The organism is Vibrio sp. 704, from assembly GCF_033339295.1.
On sequence record NZ_JAWOUH010000008.1, the window covers coordinates 100,052 to 120,205 of the forward strand.

Consider the following 20,154-nt stretch of genomic DNA (forward strand, 5'->3'; position numbering starts at 1 on the left):
GAGTACCGTGGTTAAAATTCGTCATTCTGGACAGCGACGAAGGAGCGTGATTCAGAATCTACTAGTCGAGCATGCAATTGTTTACGTTGTTAGCTTCATCCTTGCTATGCGTAGATTCCTGATGCCGCTATGGCTCCTCGGAATGACAGGAAATGATGGTCAAAGATTATAGAGTACCGTGGTTAAAATTCGTCATTCTGGACAGCGACGAAGGAGCGTGATTCAGAATCTACTAGTCGAGCATGCAAGTGTTTAAGTTGTTAGCTTCATCCTTACTGTGAGTAGATTCCTGATGTCGCTATGGCTCCTCGGAATGACGGAAAATGATGGTCAAAGATTATATAGCACCGAGGTTCAAATTCGTCATTCTGGACAGCGACGACGGAGCGTGATTCAGGTTCCCCAAGAAGGAACCTAGGGTATTCCTTTACCCTAGGTCTCAATTTAATACTGGTCTTCAGACCAGCCATCACTATCGGACATATCGGGTGCGCCTGGGATGGTGTTTTCTTCATCTGCCCATTCACCAAAATCAATCATTTGGCATTGTTTACTGCAGAAAGGGCGATGAGGACTTTGTTCTCCCCATTCTACGTCGGCGCCACATTGTGGACATTGAACGATGGTAACTTTAGACATAGTTGAGCGTCCCATTACTAATTGGTGTTAAAGGGTAGTATACCTAAACGAATTAAAGATGGCTTATTCAACGCGCTATTGCTGCTACGAAATTTTATCAAATATAAGCGCAATAAAGCGTTGAATTTTAGATTATGGAGGCGAGGCGTAGTGTCGTCTTAGCTGCACACAGCAAGTTCAAATTCAATATCTTGTGTGCACGCTTGACCGTTTTCAAACGACATGAACTTGATCGCAAAGCGGTTTTTATGGCCTGAAATCATAGGATACACGCCATATTCCATTGGGATGTGAAGTCTTAGAATGTTGGCTTCATCAGCGTCACTTTGGAAGAAACCTACACGACCGATTTGAGCTTTGAAATGTCCTGTCTCTCTAGTGAGCTTTAACCATAACGAAAGCGCATCAGATAAGGGCTTTAAGCTTGCTTGCCACTGTTGTGCATCACGCTTTTTACGTTCAATAGGTAGATGAAGCCAGTAGTGTAATGCTGGCAGATCAAAACAGCATGAACCACCCGGTAGATTAAAGCGTTGACGGATAGAGCTTAGGAAGCGATCTTCTTTTAATGCTTGGCCAAAACGTTCAGCACCCATTAGTTGGCTATGAACGACATCTATCTCTTGTAGTAGGGTATTTAATGCGTCTTGATCGACACCATCAACATTGAGCCAATGGCGGTACGACAGCCGCTGCTTCTCAAGATCTTTAGCCAGTTCACTTTTCAGTTGGATTTGTTCGAAGATCTCAACCATATCGAATAACGCACGGAAAAACAGTTGATACTGATGATTTTCGCTAAACCCAGAGGCCAAGTGAGCCTGACGCAGCAGAGACTCCACTCTTAGATAAATACGAGTTTTCTCATTTAACGGATGTTCAAATTTGTGCGTGGTCATCGACATAAGCCTTTGTGAGTTTCGTTCCTATTTTCGCAGATTTTTCTTACACATGGCTAGGTACTTTTCGTGCAAATCTGTGATTTGAAGCAAAAGATCAGGGTCACTTGGATTATTCTTAACCACATCGTCTGCAAGCGCGAGCCTTTGCTCTCTTGATGCTTGAGAGGCAAGGATGGCGCGAACTTGATCTTCACTCACATTGTCTCGTTTCATCGTGCGAGATATCTGTGTATTCGGTTCTACATCGACGACAAGAACGCGATCACACAAACTATCTAGCTTGTTTTCTACGAGCAACGGCACCACAAGTAACGCATACTCTGAAGTGACTTGCTGCAAATCTTCGATCATCTTTTCACGAATTATCGGGTGCAACAGTGCGTTGAGCCATGCTTTTTCATCTGAATTCGAAAAGATTTTTTCTCTCAGCTTTGCGCGATCTAAAGTTTGGTCTTCACGAACGATATCGTGACCAAAGTGTTCAATAATCGCGTTTAGGCCGGGAGTACCTGGCTCGACAACTTCTCTTGCTACAATGTCGGCATCGACGATATCGATTTTAAATTGTTGTTTGAACAGATTCGCGACGGTTGTTTTTCCACTAGCGATACCGCCTGTTAAACCAATAACCAAAGCCATTTACACTCCTAGAACTGAAGTAAAGTACCAGTTTAAAATTTGCTCGCCCCAAATTAAGCTTATCCAACCAGCAATTGCTAAGTAAGGACCGAAAGGGAAAGCTTTTTCAATTCCCTGCTTTTGCAAGCGTAGTTGAATGATGCCAAATACGATGCCAACCACAGAAGAAAGTAGAATGATCATCGGCAGTGACTGCCAACCTAGCCAAGCCCCTAGTGCTGCTAGTAGTTTAAAATCACCATATCCCATTCCTTCTTTACCAGTAAGTAGCTTAAAGCCCCAGTAAACGGACCAGAGACATAGGTAACCAGCAATAGCACCAATGACAGAATCTTGTAGAGTAGCAGGACTTATTTCGACTAATGCTAAGGCAATGCCAGCCCAAGTTAATGGTAATGTTAATTGGTCAGGTAACAACATAGTATCGAGATCGATAAATGTTGCAGCGATTAAGATAAAAGTGAAAAAGAGTAGTGCAACGGTAAAGTAACTAAAACCAAAGTGGTAAGCGACAAAGCCTGAGCAGAATGCAGTGAGCAGTTCAATCAGTGGATAGCGTGTGCTAATGGTTGTCTGACAGTTGTGACATTTGCCTTTTAAAAGCAGCCAGCTAATCACAGGAATGTTGTCGCGAATACGTATCGGTGTTGCGCATTTCTGGCAGGAGGAGCGTGGGACGCTCAAGGTCAGCACTTCTTTAGGAGGTTCTATTTTGTATTCAGGAAATGACTCGGCACATTCGCGTCGCCATTCTAGTTCCATGATTTTAGGTAGTCGATAAATAACCACATTGAGGAAGCTACCCACGATAAGACCGAAGATGGTGGCAAACACAACGAATAGCCAAGGGTAGTACTGGAATACTTCCATATTTGTCTCTTGAGCGATGAGTGAAATCAGCAAGATGCTGTTTTAAAGGAGTTAACAGCTCATTCTAGCCCAATACACTCATTAAGTTAAAGATTGGCAAGTACATTGCTGTCACTAATCCGCCAACAACGATACCTAAAAAAACGATAATTAGTGGCTCTAGAATTTTACTAAGGTTGTCGACGGTGTTGTCGACTTCAAACTCGTAGATTGTTGCAACTTTATTGAGCATATCGTCAAGTCGACCAGACTCTTCACCGATCATAACCATTTGTAACACCAATTCAGGGAACACATTACAGTTGCGCATGGCTACATACATTGGCATACCTGCGGCGGTATCACGGTAAACTTCTTCTATGGCGAGTTGATAGTGCAAGTTTCCTGATGTTTTTGATGTAGTTTTTAAACTGGTTAGAATTGGAATGCCCGCTGTAAAGCTTGTGGCGAGTGTTCGACTAAATTTGGCGATCGCTGCTTTTGATAATACAGGCCCAAGGACAGGAAATTTAAGCACAGATCGATTGAGCGTTAAGCGAAAAGAATCTGAACGCTTAGAGAGGATTCTCGCCGAGATGAATAAACTAATGGAGCCTAGTGCGATAAACGGACTCCAGTTTTGTGTCCAGGCGGAAAGATCTAATACTTGCCTCGTAAACCAAGGTAAGTCAGCACCAAAACCAACAAACATTTTTTCAAACTCGGGAATGACTTTGGTGAGCATGATAAACGACACGCCTAACGCTACTAGCACTACCATGGCTGGGTAAATCAGTGCTTTGATCACTTTCGCACGGAGTTGTTCATTTTTTTCTCGGTAGGTGGCTAAGCGCTCGAACACTTCTGCTAAGTTACCGGATTGCTCACCTGTGGCGATAAGATCGGTATAGAGTGGGTCAAAGTGTTCACTTGCAGTGCGCATGGCTTTTGACATGGGCGTCCCCGCTTCAACGGCGCGTGTCACGCTCATCAAAATGGATTTCATCTCTGCTTTTTTATGATTTTCTGAAACCAATTTTAAAGCCTGAACTAAGGGCACACCGGTTATCAACATCGTCGAAATCTGACGGGTAAACACCGTGATGTCTCTGGCTTTCACGCGATGGCTGAGTTTAGTGAGAAACGAAATACTGCTTTTCTTTAACTTCTTGATCTTGATGTGCTGTGCGTCTAGACGCTCGCGTACTTCAATTTCTGTCATCGCGAGAGTTTGTCCAGACGTCTTTTTGCCTGAACTGTTGATGCCTTTCCAGCGGAAGTTTTTAAGTTGTGGTGTAGTGGTTTTCATAGAGGTGACTGCTGATTAAAGGATTAAAAATAAAGTACGCGCTGTAGTTCACTAAAACTTGTGATCCCTTGTTTGAGTTTTTCTATGCCCGACATTTGTAACGTGCTCATACCATTTGCGATGGCGAGTTTTTCTAGTTCATGTACCGACGCGCCTTTAATAAGCGCTTCGGAAAGAAATTCATCAAAGCGCATCACTTCATAAATCCCCGTTCGGCCAGAATAACCATGGGTACACTCATTGCATCCATCGGGATTGGCTTTAAAAATGTTGTCGCTTGCTTGAATTCCGAGATGTTGTAGCTGAACGGTAAGCTCTTGTGATTGTTTGCAGTGCGAGCACAGTTTACGGGCTAAGCGCTGGGCAATAATCAAACTAAGAGATGAGGCCAAGTTAAAGCTTTCTACGCCCATGTTTGATAAACGAATAACCGTTTCAGCCGCAGAATTGGTATGCAAGGTTGAAAGTACTAAGTGACCGGTTTGCGATGCTTTTATGGCGATTTCCGCAGTGTCTAAGTCACGAATCTCACCGACCATGACCACATCGGGGTCTTGACGAAGAAAAGAGCGCAGGGCTTCGGCAAAACCAAAACCAATCTTAGGCTGAACTTGAACTTGGTTAATGCCCGATAAGTTAATTTCTACTGGGTCTTCTGCCGTGGAAATGTTGATTTCTGGTTTATTGAGAATACTCAGCCCAGTGTACAGAGAAACGGTTTTCCCGCTCCCAGTTGGGCCTGTCATCAGAATCATGCCTTGTGGGCGACGCAGCGCATCCAAGTACAATTGTTTTTGTTGTTCGCTATAACCAAGCTTGTCGATATCCAGTGACGCAGAGCTGCTGTCGAGCAGTCGTAGTACAATTTTCTCTCCGAATAGAGTAGGTAGCGTGGATACACGCATATCAATTGCGGTGTCTTGATTCAACTTGAGCTTAATACGCCCATCTTGTGGTAAACGTCGCTCTGCAATATCAAGCTTAGAGAGGATTTTGATACGAGCGGATAAGCGGCGACTCAAGTGGCTTGGTGGCTGCTGTGTTTCAATTAAGATGCCATCACAGCGCAGGCGCACGCGGTACATCTTTTCATAAGGCTCAAAGTGGATATCGGATGCGCCTTTGCGCACAGCGTCCAATAGAATTTGGTTGATGTAACGGCTAACAGGAGACTCATCTTGGCTCAAGTCTTCAATGTTGTCGATTTCATCTGCGCCCACGTCAACTAGGTTGGCTAACTCTTCTTGGTTGATCTCTTTTAACCCGGACTTCTCATGACTCAATGAACGACCATACAAGCGTCGAATTGCCGCGCTGAGTTGACTAAAATCCCCCAAGACCAATTCAACCTGTAAACCAGTGGCAAAGCGAAAATCATCTTCTGCTTGTTGGTTGGTGGGGTCGGCAACCGCTAATAATAACGTTGAAGACGTACGCTGGAGTGGGAGTGCGTTATGCCGCGTGATTAATTCCCTAAGGCCAAGTTGCTGACAAAGCGAAGCATACTCGTACTGAGATAACTCGGGCTGATTTAAACCAAAGAGAGAACTTAAGTGCTCAGCGAGTTCGCTTGATGTAAATAATCCAGAACTGAGTAAAGCCTCTGGCATCGAAATGCCAGAAGCTTTGATTTGCTCTATTAACGATTCTTCTTGGGAAAAGGTCAGTAACCCTTTTTGGCGAAGAATTGTTGAGAGATTTGTTAACATTTATGTTATCAGCAGCCTTTTGGTCGAGTTTCTGCGGTAATTGCTGTTGCACTGTTTGGAGTAATTAAACATGTCCAGCCTGAAGACGATTTACTGTACGTTATAACGGCGGTGTTTACTGAAGAGTTATCAAATGTGAAAGTAGCATCTGCTGAGCTCACCGTTAAATTAGCTAGTGCTAAGTCTCCAAGTCCGCTCATAGTTGTAGATGCGCCAACTTTAGGTAGTGTCATTCCTACATATGTCCCATTTTCCTGTTGGTACATATCAATGTTTGTTAGAAGGTTTCTAACTGTAGTTGCGCCAGAGGCCAATTCGCTTTTTGTCACATAACTTTTATATGCAGGGATTGCGACTGCTGATAACACTCCAATAATCGCCACCACAATCATTAATTCAATCAGAGTAAAACCCTGTTGTTTTTTTTGTTTACTGTTTTTCATTTTTAACCCTTTCCTAAAAATTAATAATGCTCTTGCATTAGCGAAAGATTATGGAGAGTTAAAGTGGGTTGAAAATGGGGAAGAGATGGGCTCTCGAGTGAGATAAAACTCTTTGGTGAAAAGTTGCATATCGCATGCAGAGTTTTGCGAGTAGTACTATTTTTTTTAGTGGATAAAAAGAAAGGGCCAATTGGCCCTTTTAAATGATGAGTTACTCACAACTCACTGAGTTAGTTGAAGTAATTGAGATTGTGTTGCTTTTATTATTTGAAGCGCATCGAAAGATCCATCGCTTTTAGATGCTTAGTCAACGCGCCTACCGAAATGTAATCGACACCGGTTTCTGCGTATTCTGCGATGGTCTCTAGCGTAATGTTGCCGGAGTTCTCTAAAGCGGCACGACCTGCGTTAATCGCTACGGCTTCACGCATCATTTCTTTTGTGAAGTTATCGAGCATGATGATGTCGGCACCAGCCTCTATCGCTTGTTTCAACTCTTCTAAGCTTTCCGTTTCGACTTCTACCGGTTTGCCTGGGTTAAGCTCTTTCGCTTTTTGGATGGCTTGAGTGATGCCACCACAAGCAATAATGTGGTTTTCTTTAATGAGGTAAGCGTCGAACACGCCGATGCGATGGTTAAAGCCACCACCACACGTCACGGCGTATTTTAGTGCGCTACGCAGACCAGGAATGGTTTTGCGTGTGTCGAGTAGACGACACTCAGTATGCGCGATTTTTTCAGCGTACTCTGCGGTAACTGTTGCGCAGCCAGACAGCGTTTGGATGAAGTTCATTGCGTTACGCTCACCAGTCAACAAGTCACGAGCAGGGCCTGTCAGCGTGCAAAGGGTTTGGTTAGGTTCGACTTTATCGCCGTCCTTTACGTGCCATTCAATGCTGACCTTGCCACCGAGCTGTTTAAAAACTTCATCAGCCCATGCTTGACCACAGAACACACCATGCTCACGAGTAATAATCGTTGCGGTATTAACCGCATCGGCAGGGATCAAAGATGCAGTAATGTCGTTATCTGCGTCGACACTGCCACCTAGATCTTCTTTTAAGGTATCAGCGACAGAGCGAGTGATCTCTAAAGGGAGTTGTTGTTTAAGGTATTCTAGGCGTTCTTGAATGTTGTGTGTGTTCTTCATCGCAAATCTTGTCTTGAAAGGGAGATGGCAACGAATGATACTCTCCGGTGTCAATAATTTCAGCAGTTAATTTGAAAAGTAGAGAGGTTGATATGCGCCCAATTATCGAGAATGGCTGGCTGACACAGGCAAAGCATGTTCCGTCACCATTTTTTGATGCACGCTCTGATGTAAACGACATCTCTCTGCTGGTGGTACATAACATCAGTTTGCCTCCTGGGCAGTTTGGTGGACCATATATAGAGGACTTCTTCACTGGCAAGCTAGACCCAAATGAACATCCATTTTTTGAAGTTATTCACAAAATGGGCGTTTCTGCACATTGCTTGATTAAAAGAAACGGCGAGGTTGTTCAATTTGTTTCTTTTCTCGATAGAGCATGGCATGCCGGTCAATCCAGTTTCGCGGGCAGGGAGCGTTGTAATGACTATTCCATTGGTATCGAGCTTGAAGGGACAGAATTTACTGCCTATACAGAAGCGCAATATCAATCACTTGCAGAGATCACTGAAGTGATTATGCAGTCTTATCCTCAAATCACCCCGCCACGAATTACCGGTCATCAATATATTGCGCCCTTGAGAAAAAGCGATCCTGGTCTAAGCTTTGATTGGGTGAAATATAGACTGCTTATACAGCGTTGATTTGTAGCGAAAGTGTAAATTCAAAAAAGCGAAATAAATAAGGCATACGATCAGGTATGCCTTTTTTTGATACCAGAAATATTAATGATTGTTAAAAGTTAACTACATTTTTACGCTCGTACATGCCGTTTTGGTGAATAAATAGACTGATAATTTTGTCATTTTCTGTATTTCTTTTCCAAAACTGCTAGCACGTCGACTTCCCATTTGTATGCTTTATGTAATTGGTCATACCAATTCTATTGCTGTTTTAACAGTCGATTGTTATCAGAGTGTTGGAAGTAAGCTCGTTCTATGATTTAGGTCAATTTTCGGCTGGACAGTGGCGTTTTAATTATGTTAATTTCTGCACCAACTTAAAATTGGTATTACCAATTACCTGCAAGAGTAGAAGAACAATAAATTATGGCTTATCAAAGGATTCGTCAGCCAAAACTCTCTGATGTTATAGAACAAGAGTTAGAAAGGTTGATAGTGGAAGGAACATTGTCTCCGGGGCAACAACTGCCTCCAGAGCGTGAACTGGCAAAACAGTTCGATGTGTCTCGTCCTTCAGTCCGAGAAGCCATTCAACGCTTGGAAGCGAAGCGTTTGTTGACTCGTCGCCAAGGTGGCGGAACATTCGTAAGTGAGAATATCTGGAAGAGCTTTTCAGATCCCTTGTTGAATTTGTTGTCTAGTCATTCTGAAACCCAGCTTGATGTGCTTGAGTCTCGTCATGCGATGGAAGGAATTTCAGCCTACTTTGCAGCTTTACGTGGTACCGAAGAAGATTTTGCGCGTATTCAAGGTTGCCTTGAGCGCATTAGCCAAGAGCAAGCAAACAACGATATCGAAGCTGAATCTGCGGAAGTAATGCAATTTTTGATCGCTTTGACAGAAGCCGCGCACAACGTGGTTTTGTTGCACATTGTTCGAAGCTTAGCACCTTTGCTTGAGCAAAATATTCTACAAAATTTTAAATTACTACGTCGCCGCCCAGAAGCGGTCGAGAAAGTCAGTAAACACCGAGCCAATATCGTGGATGCGATTGTTTCTGGTCAGCCTGAAAAGGCGCGAGAAATGTCCCACTCGCACTTGGCTTACATCGAAGAAACATTGTTGGATTTGACTCGAGAAGAGTCTCGACGAGAGCGTTCTCTACGTCGAATTCAGCAGGGTAATGACTCGTAAGAGCGTTACTTAAATAAGTAGATCCAACCAACAGAAGGATAGATCGCCATGTCTGATATGAAGCATGACGTAGATGCACTGGAAACTCAAGAATGGCTACAAGCGCTTGAGTCAGTTGTACGTGAAGAAGGTCTAGAGCGTGCTCAATTCCTATTAGAGCAAGTTCTAGATAAAGCACGTCTAGACGGTGTTGATATGCCAACAGGTATCACAACTAACTACATCAACACGATTCCTGCAGACCAAGAACCAGCATACCCAGGTGACACAACACTTGAGCGTCGTATTCGCTCAATTATTCGTTGGAACGCTATCATGATCGTTCTACGTGCATCTAAGAAAGACCTAGAGCTAGGCGGCCACATGGCGTCTTTCCAGTCTTCTGCTGCGTTCTACGAGACATGTTTCAACCACTTCTTCCGTGCACCAAACGAGAAGGATGGTGGCGACCTAGTTTACTACCAAGGTCACATTTCACCAGGTATCTACTCACGTGCATTCGTTGAAGGTCGTCTAACTGAAGAGCAGCTAGACAACTTCCGTCAAGAAGTAGACGGCAAAGGTATTCCTTCATACCCGCACCCTAAACTGATGCCTGAATTCTGGCAGTTCCCGACAGTATCGATGGGCCTAGGTCCAATCGCTTCTATCTACCAAGCTCGTTTCCTTAAGTACCTAGAAGGCCGTGGTCTTAAAGATACTTCAGAGCAGCGCGTTTACGCGTTCCTAGGTGACGGTGAGATGGATGAGCCAGAATCACGTGGTGCGATCTCTTTCGCTGCGCGTGAGAAACTAGACAACCTATGCTTCCTAATCAACTGTAACCTACAGCGTCTAGATGGCCCTGTAATGGGTAACGGTAAGATCATTCAAGAACTTGAAGGTCTGTTCAAAGGTGCTGGTTGGAACGTAGTGAAGGTAATCTGGGGTAACAACTGGGATTCACTACTAGCTAAAGATACGACTGGTAAGCTTCTGCAGCTTATGAATGAAACGATCGACGGCGACTACCAAACATTCAAATCAAAAGACGGCGCGTACGTACGTGAGCACTTCTTTGGTAAGTACCCAGAGACAGCTGCACTTGTTGCTGACATGACTGATGACGAAATCTTCGCACTTAAGCGTGGTGGTCACGAGTCTTCTAAGCTATACGCGGCATACAAAAACGCGGCAGAAACTAAAGGTCGTCCAACAGTAATCCTAGCTAAGACTGTTAAAGGTTACGGCATGGGTGAAGCGGCTGAAGGTAAGAACATCGCGCACCAAGTTAAGAAGATGGACATGACTCACGTACTACACCTACGTGACCGTCTAGGTCTTCAAGACATCCTAACTGACGAAGCAGTGAAAGAACTTCCGTACCTGAAACTTGAAGAAGGTTCAAAAGAGTACGAATACCTACACGCTCGTCGTAAAGCGCTACACGGCTACACGCCACAGCGTCTACCAAAATTCACTCAAGAATTCATCGTTCCTGAGCTAGAAGAATTCAAGCCACTACTAGAAGAACAGAAGCGTGATATCTCTTCTACTATGGCATTCGTACGTGCACTAAACGTTCTACTTAAGAACAAGAACATTGGTAAGAACATCGTTCCTATCATTGCTGACGAAGCACGTACATTCGGTATGGAAGGTCTGTTCCGTCAAATCGGTATCTACAACCCGCACGGTCAAACTTACACACCAGAAGACCGTGGCGTTGTTTCTTACTACAAAGAAGCGACTTCAGGTCAGGTTCTACAAGAAGGTATCAACGAGCTAGGTGCTATGTCTTCATGGGTTGCTGCTGCGACTTCATACTCGACAAACGACCTACCAATGATCCCGTTCTACATCTACTACTCAATGTTCGGCTTCCAACGTGTTGGCGACATGGCGTGGATGGCTGGTGACCAACAAGCACGTGGTTTCCTACTAGGTGCAACTGCGGGTCGTACAACGTTGAACGGTGAAGGTCTACAGCACGAAGACGGCCACTCGCACATTTTGGCGGGTACGGTTCCTAACTGTATTTCTTACGACCCAACATTCGCGTACGAAGTAGCAGTAATCATGCAAGACGGTATCCGTCGCATGTACGGTCCAGAACAAGAAAACGTGTTCTACTACCTAACGCTAATGAACGAAAACTACGCAATGCCAGCAATGCCAGAAGGCGCTGAAGAAGGCATCCGTAAAGGTATCTACAAGCTAGAAACTTACACGGGCGACAAAGCGAAAGTTCAGCTAATGAGCTCTGGTACTATCATGAATGAAGTACGTAAAGCAGCTCAAATCCTAAGCGAAGATTACGGTGTTGCTTCTGATGTTTACTCGGTAACGTCATTCAACGAACTAACTCGCGATGGCCAAGATGCAGAGCGTTTCAACATGCTTCACCCAGAAGCGGAAGCGAAAGTACCTTACATCCAAACAGTAATGGGTACTGAACCTGCTATCGCAGCAACTGACTACATGAAGAACTACGCAGAGCAGGTTCGTGCATACATTCCTGCTGAGTCTTTCAAAGTTCTTGGTACTGATGGCTTCGGTCGTTCAGACAGCCGTGAAAACCTACGTCGTCACTTCGAAGTGAACGCAGGTTACGTAGTAGTAGCAGCGCTAACTGAACTAGCGAAACGTGGCGAAGTTGAGAAATCTGTAGTTGCAGAAGCAATTAAGAAATTCGACATCGACACAGAGAAAACAAACCCGCTATACGCTTAATTAAGAAGGTAGATAAGAAATGGCAATCGAAATTAATGTACCAGACATCGGTGCGGATGAGGTTGAAGTTACTGAGATTCTTGTAAGCGTTGGCGACAAGGTTGAAGAAGAGCAATCTCTGATCACAGTTGAAGGCGATAAAGCTTCTATGGAAGTTCCTGCTTCTCAAGCGGGTATCGTTAAAGAAATCAAAGTTGCAGAAGGCGACAAGGTTTCTACTGGTTCTCTAATCATGATTTTCGAAGCCGAGGGTGCAGCTGACGCTGCACCTGCTCCTGCGGCAGAAGCAGCTCCAGCAGCAGCTCCAGCTCCAGCAGCAGCGGCAGAACTAAAAGAAGTTCACGTACCAGACATCGGTGGTGATGAAGTAGAAGTTACTGAAATCATGGTTGCCGTTGGCGACAGCATCGAAGAAGAGCAATCTCTTCTAACTGTTGAAGGCGACAAAGCTTCTATGGAAGTTCCAGCGCCATTCGCAGGTACTCTAAAAGAGATCAAAGTTGCAGCAGGCGATAAAGTATCGACTGGCTCACTTATCATGGTATTCGAAACAGCAGGTTCAGGCGCTCCAGCAGCACCAGCGGCAGCTGAAGCTCCTGCGGCAGCAGCTCCAGCAGCGTCTGCGGCAAAAGAAGTGAACGTTCCAGATATCGGCGGCGACGAAGTTGAAGTTACTGAGATCATGGTTGCGGTTGGCGACACAGTGGAAGAAGAGCAATCTCTAATCACTGTTGAAGGTGACAAAGCTTCTATGGAAGTTCCTGCACCATTCGCTGGCACAGTTAAAGAAATCAAGATTGCAGCTGGCGACAAAGTGTCTACTGGCTCACTCATCATGGTATTCGAAGTGGCGGGTGCAGCACCTGCTCCTGCAGCAGCTCCAGCTCAAGCGGCAGCACCTGCAGCTCCGGCTCCTAAAGCAGAAGCTCCAGCGGAAGCAGCTCCAGCAGCGACTGGCGATTTCAAAGAAAACGATGAGTACGCTCACGCGTCTCCAGTTGTTCGTCGTCTAGCGCGTGAATTTGGCGTTAATCTTTCTAAGGTTAAAGGTTCTGGTCGTAAGAGCCGTATCCTAAAAGAAGACGTTCAAGCTTACGTGAAAGATGCACTTAAGCGTCTTGAGTCTGGCGCAGGTGCAGCAGCATCTGGCAAAGGCGACGGCGCGGCTCTTGGTCTACTACCATGGCCAAAAGTGGACTTCAGCAAGTTTGGTGAGACAGAAGTTCAACCGCTATCTCGCATTAAGAAGATCTCTGGCGCAAACCTACACCGTAACTGGGTAATGATCCCGCACGTTACACAGTGGGATAACGCAGACATCACGGCTCTTGAAGCATTCCGTAAAGAGCAAAACGCGATTGAAGCGAAGAAAGACACTGGCATGAAGATCACACCACTTGTGTTCATCATGAAAGCGGTAGCTAAAGCGCTTGAAGCGTTCCCAGCGTTCAACTCTTCTCTATCAGAAGACGGTGAGAGCCTAATTCTGAAGAAATACGTGAATGTTGGTATCGCGGTAGATACACCAAACGGTCTAGTTGTTCCTGTATTTAAAGACGTGAACAAGAAAGGCATCTACGAGCTATCTGAAGAGCTAATGGCGGTTTCTAAGAAAGCACGTGCTGGTAAGCTAACTGCGGCTGACATGCAAGGTGGCTGTTTCACTATCTCTAGCCTAGGCGGTATCGGCGGTACAGCGTTTACTCCAATCGTAAACGCACCAGAAGTTGGTATCCTAGGTGTGTCTAAGTCAGAAATGAAACCGGTATGGAACGGTAAAGAGTTCGAACCGCGTCTACAACTTCCACTGTCTCTATCATACGACCACCGTGTGATCGATGGTGCTGAAGGTGCGCGCTTCATCACTTACCTAAACTCATGTCTATCTGACATTCGTCGTCTAGTTCTGTAATAGAAATTAGATGAATGAGAGGCGGCAACTTAGCCGCCTCTGCTAATCATAATTACCGACAATTTGGTTATCAGCCTTGCTTCGTTCAGGGTTTTCACAATCGAATTGTTGTCTAGCTCACAGGCTAAATTGATTTACTTTTCACACCATTAACATCTCTGTAAACTGTTAGCGGTCTGAAAATAACTGTTTAAAACAAATCTCTCTTAAACATAAAAAATCGATACCCACTCAGCCTGTTAGGGATAATGACTACAAGAGGTCAAAATGAGCAAAGAAATTAAAGCCCAAGTTGTTGTACTTGGTTCTGGTCCTGCTGGTTACTCCGCTGCATTCCGTTGTGCGGACTTAGGTCTTGAAACTGTACTAGTTGAACGTTACAGCACGCTTGGCGGTGTATGTCTGAACGTGGGTTGTATCCCATCTAAAGCACTGCTTCACGTTTCTAAAGTAATTGAAGAAGCGAAAGCGATGGCTGACCACGGCGTTGTGTTCGGTGAGCCTCAAACAGACATTAGCAAAATCCGCATCTGGAAAGAAAAAGTTGTTAACCAACTAACTGGCGGCCTAAGCGGTATGGCTAAGATGCGTAACGTAACAGTAGTTAACGGTTACGGTAAGTTCACTGGCCCTAACTCTATCCTTGTAGAAGGCGAAGGTGAGCCAACAGTTGTTAACTTTGACAACGCAATCGTTGCGGCTGGTTCTCGTCCAATCAAACTGCCATTTATCCCGCATGAAGACCCACGTATTTGGGACTCTACTGACGCTCTTGAACTAAAAGAAGTGCCAGAAAAACTGCTTATCATGGGCGGTGGTATCATCGGTCTAGAAATGGGTACGGTTTACCACTCTCTAGGTTCTAAAGTTGAAGTTGTTGAAATGTTTGACCAGGTAATTCCTGCAGCAGACAAAGATATCGTGAAAGTATTTACTAAGCGTATCAAAGACAAGTTCAAGCTAATGCTAGAAACGAAAGTAACAGCAGTTGAAGCAAAAGAAGACGGTATCTACGTTTCAATGGAAGGCAAGAAAGCGCCAGCTGAAGCTGAGCGTTACGATGCGGTTCTAGTTGCTATCGGTCGTGTACCAAATGGTAAGCTAATCGACGGTGAAAAAGCGGGTCTAGAAATTGACGAGCGCGGCTTCATCAACGTTGATAAGCAAATGCGTACTAACGTTCCTCACATCTTCGCGATCGGTGATATCGTTGGTCAACCAATGCTTGCTCACAAAGGTGTGCATGAAGGTCACGTAGCTGCTGAAGTTATCTCTGGTAAGAAGCACTACTTCGACCCTAAAGTTATTCCTTCAATTGCGTACACTGAGCCAGAAGTGGCTTGGGTTGGTAAGACTGAAAAAGAAGCGAAAGAAGAAGGCATCAAGTACGAAGTAGCAACATTCCCATGGGCAGCATCAGGTCGCGCAATCGCATCTGACTGTGCAGACGGTATGACTAAGCTAATCTTCGACAAAGAAACTCACCGCGTAATCGGTGGTGCTATCGTTGGTACTAACGGTGGTGAACTACTTGGTGAAATCGGCCTTGCAATTGAGATGGGCTGTGATGCAGAAGATATCGCTCTGACTATCCACGCTCACCCAACTCTACACGAGTCTGTAGGTCTAGCTGCTGAAGTATTTGAAGGTTCAATCACTGACCTGCCAAACAAAAAAGCAGTTAAGAAGAAGTAAGCTTTTTCTGACTGAATGATAGAAGCCGCTGCATTGCAGCGGTTTTTTTATGCTTGTTATATAGGAATATAAATGTGTGCTTAGCTGACAATAAAAAACCCACCAAACGGTGGGCTGACATATATTACGAGCTAAGCTTTAGTGTTCACGGTTGTAAATGCAAAGCATATCTAAGTATGAATTCACTAGGTGTTTCAGCTCCGCTTCACCTTTAGCGCGGTTCGCTTGGACAAACAGTGAGTAACAAATACCGTGGAACAGGTTTGCCAAGTGTTCTGAATCGTGCTGGTCACACACTTCGCCACGTTCAATTGCTTTAATGAACATGTTTTGTACCAGCAACTGGTTAGTACGGTTAGTTGAAACAAACAATGGCCATACTTCGTCACGTGTTGACGCACTCCACTCGAACCATACTTTTAGCCAGTGACAGTCTTGGCTGACAAGCTCGATCATCGCATTCGTAATATTGGCGATGTTTTCACGTGCATGTAAGTCTAGGTCTATGTTATCCGATAGGAAGTTTGAGAACTGACGTACGACGTGATTGAGAACTTCATCCACCAAGTCTTCGCGTGTAGGGAAGTAGTTAAAAACAGTCGCCACAGAAACTTGAGCAATTTCTGCGATATCTGCGTGACCACCACGACCGATGCCGCGGCGCGCAAATACTTCCAATGCGATTTCCATTAGCTGTTGCTTACGCTTAATTGGAGAAAGCCTAGTTCTAGGTCTCTTTGCAATTGAGTCCATATCCATTTTCCTTGCCATTTGAGTTGATATTGGGGGTAACCCCCTAATTGATTATTTTAATAGTTGCTTAAAGCAGTGATGAGTGTAATGGTGCATATGAACAAGGTCAACATCTGTAGAACAATTTATATACAGTAATGTCATTATTATTGATAAATTTAGCTATGAACTTTATAAAACTAAGACCTTCTTCCAAGATTTTTTGGCAACAGGATGTGACTTTCAACCCAATGAACGTGGTGATACACTACACGCCGTAAGATTAGGTGATCGTTTGCGTGCGACTTACCTCAACCCACAAATTTAGATTGAGCACAGTATGAAACATACAATAGAAGTCATGATTTCTGAGCAAGAAGTTCAGGAGCGAGTTCGTGAATTAGGCAAACAAATTACAGAGCGTTATCAAGGTAGTGAAGATCTTGTGTTGGTAGGCTTATTGCGTGGCTCATTTGTATTTATGGCAGACTTGGCACGTGCTATCGAACTGACTCACCAAGTTGATTTTATGACTGCGTCAAGCTACGGCAATACGATGGAAAGCTCACGTGACGTTCGTATCTTGAAAGATTTGGATGATGACATCAAAGGTAAAGATATTCTGCTTGTTGAAGACATCATTGACACTGGTAACACACTAAATAAAATCCGTGAGATTCTTTCGCTACGTGAGCCGAAGTCTATCGCGATTTGTACGCTCCTAGATAAACCATCTCGTCGTGAAGTGAATGTTCCTGTGGATTGGATTGGTTTCGAAATCCCAGATGAGTTTGTCGTTGGTGTGGGTATTGATTACGCGCAGAAATACCGCCACTTACCATACATCGGTAAAGTTGTACCTCAAGAATAATCATTGAGAGCAGCATTAAAAATATAAAAAAACGCCCATCTAAGATGGGCGTTTTTTGTTCAACTTTTAGATATGACTTAGCGACAAAGCAGCTTGTTATCTGTATTTAGAATCGTCGAAAGAGCTTTCTGGTAAGACGCTTCTACGGTTTCCTTAGAGTTAGAACGAATGCCTAAGTACTCTAAGCGACCATCTTCAATTCCGTATACCACACCATGAATTTCAACATCTTGTCCACGCTCCCAAGCGTTTTGCAGGATGGTTGAGTTACCCAAGTTGTACACTTGCTCTGCAACATTAAGCTCGCCTAGTTTATCCGCTCGATCTTGTTGCGGCATTTGATCTAGGTAAGTGCGGTGTTTGAAATAGATATCTCTGATATGTAACAGCCAATTATTAATAAGACCTAGCTTAGGGTTATCAATGGCTGCATTTACGCCACCACATCCATAGTGTCCACAGACAATGATGTGTTTAACCTTAAGAACGTCTACGGCGTACTGGACGACGGATAGACAGTTGAGATCAGTATGGATAACTTGGTTTGCAACATTCCGATGAACAAAGAGTTCACCTGAGTATAGTCCGGTTAGTCGCTCGGCAGGGACGCGGCTATCAGAGCAGCCAATCCAAAGAAAATCAGGCTTTTGCCCCTCAGCGAGTTTTGCGAAGTATTCAGGTCGATCAGATTTGATCTCTTGAGACCATTTCGAATTGTTTTCAAATAACTGTTTTATTTCCGGCATTTTGCAAACTACTTCCCTTAAAAGACAAAATCGCTGCCGCTGTTTGTGTGCACATGCAAGCGATCAGTGTTGTAACTATACACAATGTTACAATTTCGATCTCGTTAAATATTCGTCAGATAGGACTCATCTGACTAGTTTTCATTAAGAAAAAAGTAAAATCTGGTGAAACTATTTGTGGTGTGAATTTAGCCTTAATCTATTTATGGTTTAAATTTTCGCCTAGCTCGTTAAAGTAGTGATATTTTACTTTTTAAAATTGAATGCAGGGAAAATCAGCAGTGTTCGGTAGTCGTTTTGAAGATATCAATTTCAAAGGGGATGTATTTGGCGGGGTAACCACGGCGATTATCTCTCTCCCTCTGGCGTTAGCGTTTGGTGTTGCATCCGGAGCCGGTGCTGAGGCCGGCCTTTGGGGAGCAATAATGGTCGGTTTGTTTGCCTCGTTATTTGGTGGTTCTAATACGTTAATATCAGAACCGACAGGGCCAATGACGGTAATCATGACCGCAGTATTAACCAGTATGATGGCGAAATACCCAGAAACGGGCATGGCTATGACTTTCACGGTTGTCATGATGGCTGGCGCGTTCCAAATCCTATTGGGGACGTTAAAACTGGGTAAATACGTTACCTTGATGCCTTACAGCGTTATTTCCGGGTTTATGTCTGGCATTGGTGTGATTCTTATCATTCTGCAGTTATCGCCTTTGATGGGGCATGCTGCGCCTTCAGGGGGAGTACTCGGAACGTTATCTGCTTTGCCGGAGACTATTTCTAACCTTAAATTCAGTGAGTTGTTTTTGGGACTACTGACTTTGGGGATTCTTTTTTTCTTCCCTAAGCAATATCGTAAATACGTTCCTGCACAGCTCGTGGCATTGGTCGCGGTAACGTTATTGTCTGTGATTCTCTTTGATATAGAAGATATTCGTCGTATCGGTGAAATTCCTGCTGGGTTACCTTCTCTCGTCGCCCCTTATATTGACACAGATATGTTTGTCGAGATGGTCATTGATGCATTAGTGCTCGGCACGTTAGGTTGTATTGATACTTTGTTAACGGCGGTTATCGGTGACTCATTAACTCGTAAAGAACACGACTCAGATAAAGAGCTGCGAGGTCAAGGGTTAGCTAACATGATCTCTGGCTTGTTTGGTGCGCTGCCGGGGGCGGGAGCTACCATGGGGACGGTAACGAATATCCAAGTTGGGGCTCGTTCGCCATTATCTGGTGTGATTCGCGCACTAATGTTGGCGTTGGTTGTACTGGTTGCTGGTGGGCTAACAGAGCCAATCCCGATGGCTGTGTTAGCAGGCATTGCGGTGTATGTTGGCTTTAACATCCTAGACTGGAGCTTTATTCAGAGGGCACATAAGGTAAGCTTTTCCGGAATGGCGGTGATGTATGGCGTTATGCTGCTTACAGTATTCGTTGATCTTATCGTTGCGGTGGGTTTAGGCGTCTTTATCTCGAACATTATCATCATCGAGCGTTTGAGCCGAGAGCAGGCACGACAAGTAAAAGCGATCAGCGACGCGGATGAAGATGATGTGCCGTTGACTGACAGCGAGCGTGGTTTGTTGGATCGTGCGAATGGAAAAGTGCTGTTCTTTTATCTTTCCGGTCCGATGATCTTTAGTGTTTCTAAAGCCATTTCACGTCAGCACTCTAGTATTTCGGACTATGACGTGATGATTCTCGATCTTACGGATGTACCAATGATTGATGTGACCGTCGGTTTGGCGTTAGAGAATGCGATTAAGGATGCTCTCGATGCCAATTGTGCCGTGTATTTATTATGCCCGAATGAGCGAACACGAGAACAGCTAGAGAAATTCCATGTGATTGACCTTGTGCCTGATGAAAATATGTACCAATTCCGTTACGAAGCATTGAATGCGGCGGTGGCACATGTTGAGGCAGACCAGTATCAGCGCATAACGGCGTAATCATTCTGACAGTTAAAAACGCAACAGTGTCCTGTTGCGTTTTTTTATGCTCTATTTTGTCTTACTCAGAGATAAC

Annotated in this window: 17 protein-coding genes; 7 read left to right on the forward strand and 10 right to left on the reverse strand. The window is 44.5% G+C overall.

Going from position 1 to position 20,154, the window contains the following annotated elements; translation table 11 throughout:
- Positions 1-444: 444 nt before the first annotated feature.
- The 8 genes from yacG to nadC all read right to left on the reverse strand — a co-directional run bounded on the left by yacG (position 445) and on the right by nadC (position 7,641).
- Complete coding sequence (gene yacG, locus R7R24_RS13315) at positions 445-639, reverse strand: DNA gyrase inhibitor YacG (RefSeq protein ID WP_017635922.1); 195 nt, start codon at positions 637-639, stop codon at positions 445-447.
- A gap of 158 nt (positions 640-797) precedes the next feature.
- Positions 798-1,538 carry a cell division protein ZapD gene (zapD, locus tag R7R24_RS13320; RefSeq protein ID WP_054579074.1) on the reverse strand — a complete coding sequence of 247 codons (741 nt, stop codon included), beginning with the start codon at positions 1,536-1,538 and terminating at the stop codon, positions 798-800.
- A gap of 27 nt (positions 1,539-1,565) precedes the next feature.
- Positions 1,566-2,180 (reverse strand): dephospho-CoA kinase, encoded by a 615-nt coding sequence (gene coaE, locus R7R24_RS13325; RefSeq protein ID WP_017635920.1) that lies wholly within the window; start codon positions 2,178-2,180, stop codon positions 1,566-1,568.
- Complete coding sequence (locus tag R7R24_RS13330) at positions 2,181-3,050, reverse strand: prepilin peptidase (RefSeq protein ID WP_054579075.1); 870 nt, start codon at positions 3,048-3,050, stop codon at positions 2,181-2,183. It lies immediately after the preceding gene.
- 64 nt (positions 3,051-3,114) lie between these two features.
- A complete protein-coding gene (locus R7R24_RS13335; RefSeq protein WP_005379974.1) occupies positions 3,115-4,338 on the reverse strand; it encodes a type II secretion system F family protein in 1,224 nt (407 codons plus the stop codon).
- A 23-nt stretch (positions 4,339-4,361) separates the two neighbouring features.
- Entirely contained in the window at positions 4,362-6,047 is a 1,686-nt protein-coding gene (gene pilB / locus R7R24_RS13340) for a type IV-A pilus assembly ATPase PilB (protein ID WP_054579076.1), read from the reverse strand.
- A gap of 8 nt (positions 6,048-6,055) precedes the next feature.
- Positions 6,056-6,490: a type IV pilin protein gene (locus R7R24_RS13345; protein WP_054579077.1), complete on the reverse strand. Its 435-nt coding sequence runs from the start codon at positions 6,488-6,490 to the stop codon at positions 6,056-6,058.
- 263 nt (positions 6,491-6,753) lie between these two features.
- Positions 6,754-7,641, reverse strand: coding sequence for a carboxylating nicotinate-nucleotide diphosphorylase (gene nadC / locus R7R24_RS13350; protein ID WP_005379983.1), 888 nt, complete (start codon positions 7,639-7,641; stop codon positions 6,754-6,756).
- 92 nt (positions 7,642-7,733) lie between these two features.
- On the opposite strand from nadC, the gene ampD reads away from it, so the two are divergent.
- The 5 genes from ampD (at position 7,734) to lpdA (ending at position 15,777) form a co-directional block, all read left to right on the forward strand.
- On the forward strand, positions 7,734-8,285 hold the full coding sequence (gene ampD / locus R7R24_RS13355; protein WP_005386614.1) for a 1,6-anhydro-N-acetylmuramyl-L-alanine amidase AmpD: 552 nt from the start codon (positions 7,734-7,736) through the stop codon (positions 8,283-8,285).
- A gap of 405 nt (positions 8,286-8,690) precedes the next feature.
- Positions 8,691-9,458: a pyruvate dehydrogenase complex transcriptional repressor PdhR gene (gene pdhR / locus R7R24_RS13360; protein ID WP_005379989.1), complete on the forward strand. Its 768-nt coding sequence runs from the start codon at positions 8,691-8,693 to the stop codon at positions 9,456-9,458.
- 48 nt (positions 9,459-9,506) lie between these two features.
- Positions 9,507-12,170, forward strand: coding sequence for a pyruvate dehydrogenase (acetyl-transferring), homodimeric type (gene aceE, locus R7R24_RS13365; protein WP_005386612.1), 2,664 nt, complete (start codon positions 9,507-9,509; stop codon positions 12,168-12,170).
- Between the two features lie 19 nt (positions 12,171-12,189).
- Positions 12,190-14,082, forward strand: coding sequence for a pyruvate dehydrogenase complex dihydrolipoyllysine-residue acetyltransferase (gene aceF / locus R7R24_RS13370; RefSeq protein WP_318119513.1), 1,893 nt, complete (start codon positions 12,190-12,192; stop codon positions 14,080-14,082).
- 267 nt (positions 14,083-14,349) lie between these two features.
- On the forward strand, positions 14,350-15,777 hold the full coding sequence (gene lpdA, locus R7R24_RS13375; protein ID WP_005379993.1) for a dihydrolipoyl dehydrogenase: 1,428 nt from the start codon (positions 14,350-14,352) through the stop codon (positions 15,775-15,777).
- A gap of 138 nt (positions 15,778-15,915) precedes the next feature.
- Here lpdA and opaR read toward each other — a convergent pair whose 3' ends face one another.
- Entirely contained in the window at positions 15,916-16,530 is a 615-nt protein-coding gene (opaR, locus tag R7R24_RS13380; protein ID WP_005379994.1) for a transcriptional regulator OpaR, read from the reverse strand.
- 319 nt (positions 16,531-16,849) lie between these two features.
- Between opaR and hpt the strand changes: the two genes are divergently transcribed.
- Positions 16,850-17,380 carry a hypoxanthine phosphoribosyltransferase gene (gene hpt, locus R7R24_RS13385; RefSeq protein ID WP_005379995.1) on the forward strand — a complete coding sequence of 177 codons (531 nt, stop codon included), beginning with the start codon at positions 16,850-16,852 and terminating at the stop codon, positions 17,378-17,380.
- A gap of 77 nt (positions 17,381-17,457) precedes the next feature.
- Here hpt and can read toward each other — a convergent pair whose 3' ends face one another.
- Positions 17,458-18,126: a carbonate dehydratase gene (gene can, locus R7R24_RS13390; RefSeq protein ID WP_005379996.1), complete on the reverse strand. Its 669-nt coding sequence runs from the start codon at positions 18,124-18,126 to the stop codon at positions 17,458-17,460.
- Between the two features lie 281 nt (positions 18,127-18,407).
- Between can and R7R24_RS13395 the strand changes: the two genes are divergently transcribed.
- Complete coding sequence (locus R7R24_RS13395) at positions 18,408-20,078, forward strand: SulP family inorganic anion transporter (RefSeq protein ID WP_054579101.1); 1,671 nt, start codon at positions 18,408-18,410, stop codon at positions 20,076-20,078.
- Positions 20,079-20,154: the final 76 nt, after the last annotated feature.

Excerpts from the sequence above, each read along its gene's own strand:
- hpt (WP_005379995.1), top strand. The coding sequence starts at position 16,850 with ATGAAACATACAATAGAAGTCATGATTTCTGAGCAAGAAGTTCAGGAG.
- nadC (WP_005379983.1), bottom strand. The coding sequence starts at position 7,641 with ATGAAGAACACACACAACATTCAAGAACGCCTAGAATACCTTAAACAA.
- can (WP_005379996.1), bottom strand. The coding sequence starts at position 18,126 with ATGCCGGAAATAAAACAGTTATTTGAAAACAATTCGAAATGGTCTCAA.
- zapD (WP_054579074.1), bottom strand. The coding sequence starts at position 1,538 with ATGACCACGCACAAATTTGAACATCCGTTAAATGAGAAAACTCGTATT.
- pdhR (WP_005379989.1), top strand. The coding sequence starts at position 8,691 with ATGGCTTATCAAAGGATTCGTCAGCCAAAACTCTCTGATGTTATAGAA.
- aceE (WP_005386612.1), top strand. The coding sequence starts at position 9,507 with ATGTCTGATATGAAGCATGACGTAGATGCACTGGAAACTCAAGAATGG.
- opaR (WP_005379994.1), bottom strand. The coding sequence starts at position 16,530 with ATGGACTCAATTGCAAAGAGACCTAGAACTAGGCTTTCTCCAATTAAG.
- ampD (WP_005386614.1), top strand. The coding sequence starts at position 7,734 with ATGCGCCCAATTATCGAGAATGGCTGGCTGACACAGGCAAAGCATGTT.
- R7R24_RS13335 (WP_005379974.1), bottom strand. The coding sequence starts at position 4,338 with ATGAAAACCACTACACCACAACTTAAAAACTTCCGCTGGAAAGGCATC.
- R7R24_RS13330 (WP_054579075.1), bottom strand. The coding sequence starts at position 3,050 with ATGGAAGTATTCCAGTACTACCCTTGGCTATTCGTTGTGTTTGCCACC.
- R7R24_RS13345 (WP_054579077.1), bottom strand. The coding sequence starts at position 6,490 with ATGAAAAACAGTAAACAAAAAAAACAACAGGGTTTTACTCTGATTGAA.
- coaE (WP_017635920.1), bottom strand. The coding sequence starts at position 2,180 with ATGGCTTTGGTTATTGGTTTAACAGGCGGTATCGCTAGTGGAAAAACA.
- pilB (WP_054579076.1), bottom strand. The coding sequence starts at position 6,047 with ATGTTAACAAATCTCTCAACAATTCTTCGCCAAAAAGGGTTACTGACC.
- yacG (WP_017635922.1), bottom strand. The coding sequence starts at position 639 with ATGTCTAAAGTTACCATCGTTCAATGTCCACAATGTGGCGCCGACGTA.
- aceF (WP_318119513.1), top strand. The coding sequence starts at position 12,190 with ATGGCAATCGAAATTAATGTACCAGACATCGGTGCGGATGAGGTTGAA.
- lpdA (WP_005379993.1), top strand. The coding sequence starts at position 14,350 with ATGAGCAAAGAAATTAAAGCCCAAGTTGTTGTACTTGGTTCTGGTCCT.